Annotated in this window: 8 protein-coding genes; 3 read left to right on the forward strand and 5 right to left on the reverse strand. The window is 71.9% G+C overall.

Annotated features, from left to right (window positions below):
• Positions 1–38: 38 nt before the first annotated feature.
• The 5 genes from AB0947_RS29210 to AB0947_RS29230 are packed head-to-tail and all read right to left on the reverse strand — an operon-like array spanning position 39 to position 7,161.
• On the reverse strand, positions 39–2,966 hold the full coding sequence (locus tag AB0947_RS29210) for a glycoside hydrolase family 2 TIM barrel-domain containing protein (RefSeq protein WP_366753330.1): 2,928 nt from the start codon (positions 2,964–2,966) through the stop codon (positions 39–41).
• Entirely contained in the window at positions 2,963–3,826 is an 864-nt protein-coding gene (locus tag AB0947_RS29215) for a carbohydrate ABC transporter permease (RefSeq protein WP_366753332.1), read from the reverse strand. Before AB0947_RS29215 ends, AB0947_RS29210 begins: the two co-directional genes overlap by 4 nt.
• A gap of 14 nt (positions 3,827–3,840) precedes the next feature.
• Positions 3,841–4,797 carry a sugar ABC transporter permease gene (locus AB0947_RS29220; protein ID WP_366753333.1) on the reverse strand — a complete coding sequence of 319 codons (957 nt, stop codon included), beginning with the start codon at positions 4,795–4,797 and terminating at the stop codon, positions 3,841–3,843.
• Positions 4,797–6,083: an extracellular solute-binding protein gene (locus AB0947_RS29225; protein WP_366753334.1), complete on the reverse strand. Its 1,287-nt coding sequence runs from the start codon at positions 6,081–6,083 to the stop codon at positions 4,797–4,799. Before AB0947_RS29225 ends, AB0947_RS29220 begins: the two co-directional genes overlap by 1 nt.
• 55 nt (positions 6,084–6,138) lie before the next feature.
• Positions 6,139–7,161, reverse strand: coding sequence for a carbohydrate kinase family protein (locus AB0947_RS29230; protein ID WP_366753335.1), 1,023 nt, complete (start codon positions 7,159–7,161; stop codon positions 6,139–6,141).
• A 127-nt stretch (positions 7,162–7,288) separates the two neighbouring features.
• On the opposite strand from AB0947_RS29230, the gene AB0947_RS29235 reads away from it, so the two are divergent.
• The 3 genes from AB0947_RS29235 (at position 7,289) to AB0947_RS29245 (ending at position 12,542) form a co-directional block, all read left to right on the forward strand.
• On the forward strand, positions 7,289–8,059 hold the full coding sequence (locus AB0947_RS29235) for a DeoR/GlpR family DNA-binding transcription regulator (protein WP_366753336.1): 771 nt from the start codon (positions 7,289–7,291) through the stop codon (positions 8,057–8,059).
• Positions 8,056–9,393 (forward strand): 6-phospho-beta-glucosidase, encoded by a 1,338-nt coding sequence (locus AB0947_RS29240; protein WP_366753337.1) that lies wholly within the window; start codon positions 8,056–8,058, stop codon positions 9,391–9,393. The genes AB0947_RS29235 and AB0947_RS29240 overlap by 4 nt, the downstream gene beginning before the upstream one ends.
• Before the next feature lie 101 nt (positions 9,394–9,494).
• Positions 9,495–12,542 carry a glycoside hydrolase family 38 C-terminal domain-containing protein gene (locus AB0947_RS29245; RefSeq protein ID WP_366753338.1) on the forward strand — a complete coding sequence of 1,016 codons (3,048 nt, stop codon included), beginning with the start codon at positions 9,495–9,497 and terminating at the stop codon, positions 12,540–12,542.
• Positions 12,543–12,545 lie beyond the last annotated feature (3 nt).

The following is a 12,545-nucleotide window of genomic DNA, read 5'->3' on the forward strand; positions in this document are numbered from 1 at the left end:
CGCCGGTACCCGTCGATCCGCCCCGGCACGCGGGGGGCTCATGCCGTGCGCAGGGTCCAGCTCCAGCGGTGCACCCCCGGTGCGACGAGGTAGGAGGGGAAGGTGTCGGGGCCGCAGGAGGCCGTACCGAGGCCCCGGTGCGCGGCGTCGATGTGGACCACACAGCCGGCCCGCGGTGTCAGCTCGTCGTGGTGCGCGGCGGCGGCGAGGTCCTCGGCGCGGTAGCGGGTGACGGAGACCTGGCGGGGCTCGTCCAGCTCGACCGCGAGTCCGCCGGCGCCGGGAGACGACAGCGTGAACCGCCTCACGCCGTGCCGGCCGCCGCTTTCCTGGGGGCGCAGGTACGGGGTGTACAGGTCGTCGACGGGCAGTGCGTGGTGGCCGACCGGCGCCCCGGCGGCCCGGTCCGGGTACGACTCCCAGGGACCCTGTCCGAACCACTCCATCAGACCGAACCCGGCCACCGTCTCGAAGACCGAGCCGATCCGCGCGACGTCGTGGAACTCCCCGGGCAGCTCGGCCGACTCCTCGGCCCGGACGCCGCCCTCGACGGGCGTGAACGTCTGCCGGTGCCGTACCTCGCCGAGGGCGCAGGCGTACGCGGCCTCCACGGTCACCCGTTGGCCGTCCCGGTGGACGGAGAGCACCCTGCGCACCAGCCGGTCCAGGCCCCAGGCGCGCCAGCGCGCCGCCATCCCGCCCAGCTCGTCGTTGTCGGTGGGCGCCCGCCACAGCGACAGCGTCGGGGCGGCGGTCAGCAGCGGGTGGCGCAGCAGCCCCTCCGGATCCACGTCGACGGCCGGCCCGGCCACGACCGGCTGCCTCGGCGCGTCCGCCGCCCGCAACCGGATCCGGGGCGCGCACACCTCCGTACCGGCCGGTGCCCACGGCTGGTCCCCGGCCGTCGTCACCCGCAGCGTCAGCCACGCCTCGCCGCCGTCGGCCGGCACCGCGAAGGGCAGCGGTACGGCCGCGGTCTCACCCGGCCGCAGACCGGGCAGCTCGGCCGGGGCGGTCAGGGTGCGGCCGTCGGCCAGCGCCAGCTCCCAGGTGCCGGTCAGCCAGTCCAGGCCGCGGAAGTGCTGGTGGTTGGCGAGGACGACGCCCTCGTGCCGGAAGGACCGGATGCGGACCGGTGCCGCGATCTCCCGGTGCTCGTACATCACGGGCTTGGGGGTGCGGTCGGGGAAGACGATCCCGTCCGCGACGAACGCCCCGTCGTGCAGGGCCTCGCCGAAGTCACCGCCGTACGCCCAGCGGTGGCCGGGCGCGGTGACACCGTTGCCGTACAGTCCGGCGCCCGCGCGCCCGACCGGCCTGCCGTCGCTCACGCGCTGGAGGATTCCGTGGTCCCGGAACTCCCAGATGAACCCGCCCTGAAGGCCCGCGGTGGCCTCGATGGCGGCCCAGTGGTCGGCCAGCGTGCCGTTGCTGTTGCCCATCGCGTGCGAGTACTCGCACTGGATCAGCGGCTTGGTCTGCCGCCCGGACAGCGCGTGGGCCAGGCAGTCCTCCAGCGGGGCGTACATGGGGCAGGCGATGTCGGATGCCACGTCCGGGTCCGCCCAGCCGCGCTTGGCGGCGCCCTCGTACTGGATCGGCCGGGTGGGATCGTGCCGGCGCACCCAGCCGGCCGCCGCGTCGTGGTTGGCGCCGTAGTCGGACTCGTTGCCCAGCGACCAGACGATGACCGAGGGGTGGTTCCTGTCGCGCAGCACCATGCGCGCGACGCGGTCCACGAAGGCGTTGAGGTAGCGCGGGTCGTCGGCGATCTCATGGGCGTGGTCGTGGGACTCGATGTCGGCCTCGTCGACGACGTAGAAGCCCAGTTCGTCGGCGAGGTCGTACAGCCACGGGTCGTTCGGGTAGTGGGAGGTGCGGAGGGCGTTGAAGCCGAACCGCTTCAGCAGCACCAGGTCCGCGCGCATGTCGTCGTACGACACCGTGCGCCCGGTCAGCGGGTGGAAGTCGTGCCGGTTGACGCCGCGGATGAAGACCCGCTCGCCGTTGACCAGCAGGTCCCGGCCGACGACGCCGACGTCCCGGAAGCCGATGCGGTGGTGCGAGGAGTCGGCGACCGTGCCGTCCGCGCGGTGCAGCCGGACGGTCAGCCCGTACAGCTCGGGCTGCTCCGCGTTCCAGGTGCGCACCCCGGGCACCACGGCGTGGATACGGGCCTCGCCCAGGAAGTCGGAGACCCGCTCGTCCTCGGCGTTGAGCCGGTCGAACTCGGCGTCCTGGGCGAGGAGGCCGCCGTCCAGGTCACCGGTGACGTACCAGCCCTGGGGCAGCGCCCGGTCGCCCGCCGCGTTGCGCACCAGGCAGTCCACGCGCAGGTCGCCGTCCCGGCGTGCCCGTACGGTCACGTCCGCGAGGTGCAGGGGATCGGTCGCGTAGAGCAGCACGGACCGGGTGATCCCGCCGTGCCACCACTGGTCCTGGTCCTCGATGTGCGAGGCGTCGGACCACTTGACCACCGTCAGCCGTACGACCGAGGGCTCACCGGGGCGTACGACGCCGGTCAGGTCGAACTCGGCGGCCAGGTGGGAGTCCTTGGAGATCCCGACGGGCCGTCCGTCGACGTGCACCAGCAGCACGCTCTCGGCGGCCCCGACCTGAAGGACGATCCGGCGGCCGGCCCAGTCGGCCGGGACGTCCACGTGCCGTTCGTACACACCGGTGGGGTTCGCGGCGGGCGCCAGCGGAGGGAACTCCGCGTACGGCATGCGGACGTTCGTGTACTGCGGCAGGTCGTCGGTGTCCTGCATGGTCCACGCGCCCGGGACGTGCGCCGTCGACCAGGTGCCGTGGACCGTCGCCTCCGGCGCCGGCAGCAGCTGGAAGCGCCATGCGCCGTCCAGGAGCAGCGCGCCGGAGCGCCGGTCGACGGCGTGCATGGGCAGCCGCCCCCAGGAGGTCACCTCGGGTGCCTGCCAGGGGCGCAGTGCCAGGAGTGGGTCCGTCAACGGATGGCTCCCTTGCCGAGGTCACCGATGATCTGCCTGGCGCCGATCGCGAAGACGATCAGCAGCGGGATGAGTGCGAGGAGCGCGCCGGTCACGACGATGCCGTAATCGGTGGTGCCGTGCGTGCCGTTGAGCTGGGACAGGGCCACCTGGAGGGTGACGTTGTCGGGGTTGGTGAGGGCGATCAGGGGCCAGGCGTAGTCGTTCCACTGGCCCATGAAGGTGAAGATGCCGAGGAAGGCCAGGCCGGGCCGGACCACCGGCAGGGCCACGTGCCAGTACTGGCGCAGGAAGTTCGCGCCGTCGATGCGGGAGGCGTCGAGGAGTTCGTCGTGGATGGCGCCCCTCATGTACTGGCGCATCCAGAAGATGCCGAACGCGTTGGCCGCGGCGGGCACGATCAGCGAGGTCATCGTGCCGATCCAGCCCAGCTTCGCCATGATCACGAACTGCGGGATGGCGGACAGCTGCGCCGGCACCGTGAAGATGAGCATCAGCAGCGCGAACAGCGCGTTCTTGCCGGGGAAGTCGAACTTGGCGAAGACGAAGGCCGCCAGCGAGTCGAAGAACAGGACCAGGAACGTGACCGAGCCCGCCACCAGCAGCGAATTCCACATCGAGCCGAAGAAGGCGACGCTGTGGAAGAGGTTGCGGACGTTCTGGAGGAAGTGCGAGCCCGGCAGCAGCTTCGGCGGGTAGGCGAAGATCTCCGACGACGTGTGCGTCGACATGATGACGGCCCAGTAGAACGGGAAGGCCGACAGCAGCAGACCGACGACGAGTACGGCGTGCAGGGCGATGCCCCGGGTGCGGGTTCCCCGGATGCGCCCGGACCCGCGGGTTCCTTGGATGGATGCCATGGTGAGGGGCCTTCCTAGTCTTCGCCCCGGCGCTGCACCAGGCGCCAGTTGATGATCGAGAAGAGGATGACGACGAGGAAGACGCCCCACGCCACGGCGGCTCCGTAGCCGAAGTCGTTGTTGTCGAAGGTCTGCTGGAAGAAGTAGAGGACCATCGTCCGGCCCGCGTGGCCGGGGCCGCCGGAGAACGTGGACTCGTTGGCGGTGTTCTGCAGCAGCACCTGCGGTTCGGAGAAGCTCTGCAGGCCGGTGACCGTGGACACGACGAGCACGAACAGCAGCACCGGCCGCAGCATCGGCAGCGTGATCCGGAAGAAGGTCTGCACGGGGCCGGCGCCGTCCATGCGGGCCGCCTCGTACAGCTCGCTCGGGACGGTCTGCAGGCCGGCCAGGAAGATGATGGCGTTGTAGCCGGTCCACTGCCAGGTCATCAGCGTGGCGATGGCGATCTTGATGCCCCACGGCGTGTTCAGCCACGCCACCTGATCGAGGCCGACCGCCTGCAAGAGGGCGTTGACCAGGCCGAAGTTGGTGGAGAAGACCGAGCCGAAGACGATCGCGACGGCCACCACCGAGGTGACGTTCGGCAGGAAGTAGGCGAAGCGGTAGACGTTCTTGAAGCGGACCGCCGAGTTCAGCATCACGGCCGTCACCATCGCCAGGAAGATCATGGGGAAGGTGGCCAGCGCCCAGATGACGATCGTGTTCCCGACCGACTGCCAGAAGTCGCCGTCGCCGAGCAGGTACTGGTACTGCGACAGGCCCGCCCACTCCATCGAGCCGAGGCCGTCCCAGCGGTGCAGGGAGACGTAGAACGAGAAGCCGACCGGTATCAGGCCGAAGCAGAGGAAGAGGAGGTAGAACGGGGAGATCGCGGCGTAGAGGTGCCAGTACCGGCGCAGACCCGTGCGGGGCCGGCCGGCCGGGAGGCTCGCCGCGGTCGGTGCGGGCTTGTCGAGTGCGGTGGCCATCAGTGGCTCACCCCCAGGTGCTCGGCGATCCGGCGGCACTTGCTCATGGCGTCGCTCCAGGCCTTGTCCGGGTCCTTGCCGAGGACGCCGACGTTCTTGATCTCGTCGAGGATGGGCTGCGAGAGCGCCACGTCGTACGGGCTGTTGTAGGCGACCGCGATCCTCTGCGCGGCGGGCCCGAAGACGTCGGTGGTGACCTGACCGCCGAAGAAGGGGTCCGGCTCCCGCAGTTGCCTCATCTCGTACGTGGCGGGGGTGGAGGGGAACAGACCCGCGTCGACGTACCCCTGGGCCTGGTTGGCGGCGTCCAGCATCCAGGTGATGATCTGGAACGCCCGCTCGGGCTCCCGGCACGCCCTGGTGATCGACAGGAACGATCCGCCGCTGTTGGAGGGCCGGACCGGCATCTGCGCCACGCGCCACTTGCCCTTGGTCCTCGGCACCCCGCTCTTGAGGTCGTACGTCGCCCAGGAGGCGCCGAGCTGGCTGGGCAGCTTGCCGTCCTGCACGGCCGACAGCTGGTCCGGTGTGCCGGTGACCAGGTCCGACACGATCTTCCGCCGCTTGGCCTCCACGGCCAGCGCCCAGGCGTCGCGCACATGTGCCTGGTCGCCGATGAAGTGCCGGTCCTTGTCGACGTACCGCTTGCCGCCCTGCTGCACCGCGTTGGTGAAGACGGACGTGATGTCGGTGAGCAGGCAGGTCCCCGGGATCCGCTTCCTCAGCCGCTCGCCGGCCGCGAAGAACTTCTCCCAGGTGTTCAGCTCCCGGGAGACGTCGTCGGGTTCGTAGGGCAGCCCCGCCTTCCGGAAGACGGTGTACTGGTAGAAGTGCGCGACCGGACCGCAGTCGATCGGGAACCCGACCATCGTGCCGTCGTCGGCGAGACCCTGCTCCCACTTCCACGGCAGGTACCGGCTCCTGTACGTGTCGGCGCCCAGGGTCCTGAGGTCGACGAACTGGTCGGCGTCGGGCAGGTAGGACGCCATGTCCTCGCCCTTGAGGCCTGCGATGTCGGGGATGTGGGCGCGGCCGGCCATGGTGGTGAGCAGTTTCGACCGGTAGTAGCCGCCGATCTTGATGGCCTGAAGGTCGACGTTCGCGCCGTAGCGGGCCTTCGCCTTCCGCACGACCGTGTCGCCGAGCCCGCCGTCCCAGTACCACAGGACCATGTTCCGGCCGGTGGAACCGGTCGGGACGGCGCAGCCGGACGCCAGGCCGCCGAGCGCCGTGGCGGCCGTGCCGGCCAGGCCCGCGCGCAGCAGGCCCCTACGTGAGAGCCGCACTGCTCCCACCGCCTTTCGGATCTGTTCGTGACGTCGCATGAGCGTGGGGGTGGGGTCAGCCGTGCGGTGCGGGGGGAGTGACGGGCGCGTACCGCACCGGTGGTCCGGGGTCGGCCGGCAGCCGGTCCGCGAGGAAGCCGTAGGCGCTCGCGAGGCCGGGGTCGGTGAGCGCGCGGCGCCACCAGCGGTCGACGCCGTACCAGCCGGGGGCGGCGAGTGCGCCGCCGTGGTGTTGGACGGACAGTCCGGCGGCGAGGACGGCGAACCGCAGCCGTTCCGCCAGCGGCCAGCCGCCCAGCGAGGCGGCGACGAAGCTCGCCCCGAACACGTCCCCGGCGCCCGTCGCGTCGAGGACGTCCACGGCGAGGGCCGGGACCTCCGCGTACTCGCCGGTCGTCTGGTCGACGGCCACCGCGCCGTCACCGCCGCGCGTGACGACCGCCACCGGGACCAGCTCCGCGAGGGCGCGCAGCGCGGCGGCCGCGGTGTCGGTGCGGGTGTAGGCCATGGCCTCGTGCTCGTTGGGGAGGAAGGCGTGGCACAGCGCGAGCTGGTCGAGGAGGCCGCGGGACCACCGCCGGGTGGGGTCCCAGCCGACGTCCGCGTAGACGCGGGTGCCGTTCGCGGCCGCCTCGGCGATCCACTCGCGGGGCTCGGCCTCCAGGTGCACCAGGGCGGTGCGCGCCCCGGGCGGGTCGCCCATCAGCGCGTCCTGCGAGTACGGCGGCTCCTGGCCGTGGGTGACGAGGGCGCGGTCGCCGCCGTGGGCGAGGGAGACGGTGACCGGGGTGGGCCAGCCGTCGGCGGTGCGGGAGAGCGAGAGGTCGACGCCCTCCTGGTCGCGCAGCACCTCCCGGCAGTGCGCGCCGTAGAAGTCGTCGCCGAAGACCGTGGCCAGCGAGGTGCGCAGACCGAACCGGGAGGCGGCCACGGCGAGGTTCGCGATCCCGCCGGGGCCGCAGCCCATGCCGGCCGTCCAGATCTCCTCGCCCGGTGCCGGCGGCTTCGCGAGCCCCGTGAGGACGAGGTCGTAGAAGAGCAGACCGGTCAGCAGCACATCGGGCCTGTCGTCGTCCACACGCCACCCTCTCGTCAGAACCCGTCAATTTCGATGACCGGAATCGTGCGCCGCTCGCCGAGATTGGTCAATAGTCGAGCATAAGTGAGCATGGATTTGATTGAAGATGAAGAGTAGTGTTCACCGCGTGCTGGCAGAGCGACGACATCAACTCATCCTGCGGGCCCTGCGCTCGGGCGGCCCCGCCGCCGTGACCGATCTCTCCGAGCAGCTGGGCGTGAGCCCCGCCACGGTCCGGCGCGACCTGGTCAAGCTGGAGGAGGACGGGCTGCTCACGCGGGTGCACGGCGGCGCGGTCGTGGAGGAGGGCGACCAGCCCTTCGCCGAGGTCGCCGAGGTGCGCGTGGCCGAGAAGGACGCCATAGCGGAGCGCGCCGCGGCCATGGTCGCCGACGGCCAGTCGGTGCTGCTCGACATCGGCACCACCGCCTACCGGCTGGCCCGCCGGCTGCACGGCCGCCGCCTCACGGTCATCACCAGCAACCTGGTGGTGTACGAGGAGCTCGCCGACGACGAGGGCATCGAACTGGTGCTGCTCGGCGGCATGGTCCGGCGCGAGTACCGGTCCCTGGTCGGCTTCCTCACCGAGGACAACCTGCGCCAGCTGCACGCCGACTGGCTGTTCCTCGGCACCAGCGGGGTCCGGCCGGGCGGACAGGTGATGGACACGACGGTCGTGGAGGTGCCGGTCAAGCGGGCCATGATCGACGCGAGCGACAAGGTCGTGCTGCTCGCCGACGCGGCCAAGTTCCCGGGTACGGGCATGGCGAAGGTGTGCGGTCCCGAGCACCTGGACATGGTGGTGACCGACGCCCCCATCGACCCGGCGACCCGGTCCTCCCTCGAGGAGGCCGGCGTCGAGGTGGTCATGACAGGAGCAGGAAAGGTGCGGACGTGAAACTGACGATCCTGGGCGGCGGCGGGTTCCGGGTGCCCCTGGTGTACGGGGCACTGCTGGCCGACCGCGGCGAAGGGCGGGTGACCGAGGTCGTCCTGCACGACCTCGACGACGGCCGGCTGCGGGCGGTCGCCCGTGTGCTGGCCGAACAGGCGTCGGCCGTGGCCGACGCGCCGGCCGTGACCGTCAGCACGTCCCTGGACGAGGCCCTGCGCGGCGCCGACTTCGTCTTCTCCGCGATCCGCGTCGGCGGCCTGGAGGGCCGCGCCGACGACGAGCGGGTCGCGCTGGCCGAGGGCGTCCTCGGCCAGGAGACGGTCGGCGCGGGCGGCATCGCCTACGGCCTGCGGACGGTCCCCGTCGCCGTCGACATCGCCCGGCGGGTGGCCCGCCTCGCCCCCGACGCCTGGGTCATCAACTTCACCAACCCCGCCGGACTGGTCACCGAGGCCATGTCCCGCCACCTCGGGGACCGCGTCATCGGCATCTGCGACTCCCCGGTCGGCCTCGGCCGCCGCATCGCCAGGGTCCTCGGTGCCGATCCGCACACGGCCTGGATCGACTACGTCGGCCTCAACCACCTCGGCTGGGTACGCGGCCTGCGCGTCGCGGGCCGGGACGAACTGCCGCGCCTGCTCGCCGACCCCGCCCTGCTCGGCTCCTTCGAGGAGGGCAAGCTCTTCGGCGCCGACTGGCTGCGGTCCCTCGGCGCGATCCCCAACGAGTACCTGCACTACTACTACTTCAACCGCGAGGCCGTCCACGCCTACCAGCAGGCGGAGAAGACCCGCGGCGCCTTCCTGCGCGACCAGCAGGCCCGCTTCTACCAGCAGGTCAGGGACCCGGACCGGAAAGCCCTCGACGTCTGGAACCGCACCCGCGCCGAGCGCGAGGCGACCTACATGGCCGAGAACCGCGAGACCGCGGGCGCCGGCGAACGCGACGCCGACGACCTCTCCGGCGGCTACGAGAAGGTCGCCCTCGCCCTGATGCGCGCCATCGCCCGCGACGAGCGCACCACCCTGATCCTCAACGTCCGCAACCGCGGCACCCTGTCGGTGCTCGACGACGAGGCCGTCATCGAGGTGCCCTGCTTCGTCGACGCCAACGGCGCCCACCCGGTCGCCGTCGACCCGCTGCCCGGCCACGCCACCGGGCTGGTCTGCGCGGTGAAGGCCGTCGAGCGCGAGGTGCTCGCGGCCGCCGAGTCCGGCTCCCGCGCGACGGCCGTCAAGGCGTTCGCGCTGCACCCGCTGGTCGACTCGGTCAACGTCGCCCGCCGGCTGGTCGAGGGCTACACCGCGGTCCATCCCGGCCTGGCCTACCTCGCCTAGGGCCTCTCGTCCGGCTCATGCCCCCTGATCCGGCCTGATCCGGACGGAAGATCCCAGCCAGCCGCTGAGCAAGCGCTTCCCGCCCTCTTCTGGAGACCTCCATGCACGACGAACGCCGCCGGATCGAGGAGCGCGCGGAGCGCCTCCACACCCAGCGCGTCAAGCCCGCGGTCCACGCGGCCACCGTCCCCTTCGAGGTGGCGGCCTGGCAGGCCCCCGGGGAGCCGGTGCCCTTCGAGGAAGCCGCGGCCGCCCCGTACGAGCCGTTCGCCACGGACACCCCCTGGGGCCCGCCCTGGGGCACCACCTGGTTCCGGCTGCGCGGCCGGGTGCCCGCCGGGTTCGCGGGCCGCCGCGTCGAGGCCGTCATCGACCTCGGCTTCGTGGGCGACTGGCCCGGCAACCAGGCCGAGGCCCTGGTCCACCTCACCGACGGGACCCCGCTGAAGGCGGTCAACCCGCTCAACCAGTACGTGCCGATCGCCAACCCCGCGACCGGCGGCGAGGTGGTCGAGTACCTGCTGGAGGCCGCCTCCAACCCGGACATCCTCGCGGGCGACTTCGCGGCCCCGACCCCGCTCGGCGACGTCCTGACGGCCGGCGACGAGCCGCTCTACACCTTCAGGCGCGCCGACATCGCCGTCCTCGACGAAGAGGTCTGGCACCTCGACCTGGACCTTCAGGTGCTCCGCGAGCTGATGCCGGAGCTGGGCGAGCACGACCCGCGCCGGCACGAGATCGCGCACGCCCTCGACCACGCGCTGGACCTGCTCGACCTGGACGACGTCTCCGGCTCGGCGGCGGCCGTCCGCGAGGCCCTGAAGCCGGTGCTGTCGAAACCGGCGCACGCGAGCGCCCACCGCATCTCCGGCGTGGGCCACGCGCACATCGACTCGGCCTGGCTGTGGCCGATCCGCGAGACCAAGCGCAAGACCTCCCGGACCTTCTCCAACGTCACCTCGCTGGCGGACGAGTACGAGGAGTTCGTCTTCGCCTGCTCCCAGGCCCAGCAGTACGAGTGGGTGCGCGACAATTACCCGCGCGTGTGGGCCCGCATCCAGGAGTCCGTCAAGAAGGGCCAGTGGGCGCCGGTCGGCGGCATGTGGGTGGAGGCCGACGGCAACCTGCCCGGCGGCGAGGCCGTCGCCCGCCAGTTCGTGCACGGCAAGCGGTTCTTCATCGAGCACTTCGGCATCGAGACCAAGGGCGTCTGGCTGCCCGACTCCTTCGGCTACAACGCGGCCTACCCGCAGCTCGCCAAGCTGGCCGGCAACGAGTGGTTCCTCACCCAGAAGATCTCCTGGAACCAGACCAACAAGTTCCCCCACCACACCTTCTGGTGGGAGGGCATCGACGGCACCCGCATCTTCACCCACTTCCCGCCGATCGACACCTACAACGCCTGCTTCAGCGGCGAGGAGATGTCCCGCGCCGTGCGCAACTACGCCGAGAAGGGCGCCGCGACCCGGTCGCTGGCCCCGTTCGGCTGGGGCGACGGCGGGGGCGGCCCCACCCGCGAGATCATGGAGCGCGCCCGGCGCCTGCGGAACCTGGAGGGCTCCCCGCGGGTCGAGATCGAGCACCCGGACGCCTTCTTCGCCAAGGCCCGTGCCGAGTACGAGGACGCGCCGGTCTGGGTCGGGGAGCTCTACCTGGAGTTGCACCGCGCCACCTACACCTCCCAGGCCCGCACCAAGCAGGGCAACCGGCGCAGCGAACACAAGCTGCGCGAGGCCGAGTTGTGGGCCACGACCGCCGCCCTGCACGCGCCCGGCTACCGGTACCCGCACGACAAGCTCGACCGGCTCTGGAAGACCGTCCTGCTCCACCAGTTCCACGACATCCTGCCGGGTTCCTCGATCGCCTGGGTGCACCGCGAGGCCGAGGCCGAGTACGCGCGCGTCGCCGGGGAACTGGAGGCGCTGACGGCCGAGGCGATCGCCGCGCTGGGCACCGGCACCGCCCGGGTCTTCAACACCAGCCCCTACGCCCGCGCGGAGGTCGTCCGCGACGGCGCGGGCGCGCCGGTGTACGTCGAGGTCCCGGCGAGCGGCAGCGCGCACCTGGCGGGCGGCGCCGAGGCTCCGCGGCCGGTGACGGTCGACGGCGGCCGGGTCCTCGACAACGGCCTGGTGCGCGTGCGGATCGCGGACGACGGCACCCTGTCCTCCGTGTACGACCTGCGGGCCGGCCGCGAGGTCCTCGCCGGCCAGGGCAACCTGCTGCGCCTGCACACCGACCTGCCGAACTACTGGGACGCCTGGGACGTCGACAAGCACTACAGGAACCGCTACACGGACCTGCTGGACCCCTCGGAGATCACGGTCGTCGAGCAGGACCCGCTCCTCGGCGCGATCCGGGTCAGCCGCTCCTTCGGCAACGGCTCGACGATCACCCAGACGATCACGCTCCGGGCCGGCAGCCCCCGGATCGACTTCGAGACGGACATCGACTGGCACGAGGCCGAGAAGTTCCTCAAGGCCGGCTTCCCGGTGGACATCCGCGCCCCGCACTCCTCCGCCGAGATCCAGTTCGGCCACGTCCAACGGCCCACCCACACCAACACCAGCTGGGAGGCGGCCCGTTTCGAGGTCTCCGGTCACCGCTGGCTGCACATCGCGGAGCCCGGCTACGGCGTCGCCGTCATCAACGACTCGACGTACGGCCACGACGTCTCCCGCACGGTCCGCGAGGACGGCGGTACGACCACCACCGTCCGCCTCTCCCTGGTCCGCGCCCCGCGCATTCCGGACCCCGGGGCCGACCAGGGCCGGCACCACCTGACCTACTCCCTGCTGCCCGGCGCGAGCATCGCGGACGCGGTCGCCGAGGGCTACGCCCTCAACCTGCCGCTGCGGGTCGCCGAGGCCGCGGGTGAGCCGCGGCCCGTGGTCTCGGTCGACGGCGAGGGGGTGACCGTCGAGGCGGTCAAGCTCGCCGACGACTCCTCCGGCGATGTCGTGGTCCGCCTCTACGAGTCCCGCGGCGGGCGCGCCCGGGGCCTCCTGCGCACCGGCTTCCCTCTGGCCGCCGCCCAGGTCACCGACCTGCTCGAGCGCCCCCTGGAGGACGCCGCCACGGACGGCGACACCGTGGCCGTCGAGCTGCGCCCCTTCCAGATCCTCACCCTCCGCCTGCGCAGGAGCTGACCG

It is taken from the genome of Streptomyces sp. NPDC047841, from assembly GCF_040704085.1.
Lineage (GTDB): Bacteria > Actinomycetota > Actinomycetes > Streptomycetales > Streptomycetaceae > Streptomyces > Streptomyces argyrophylli.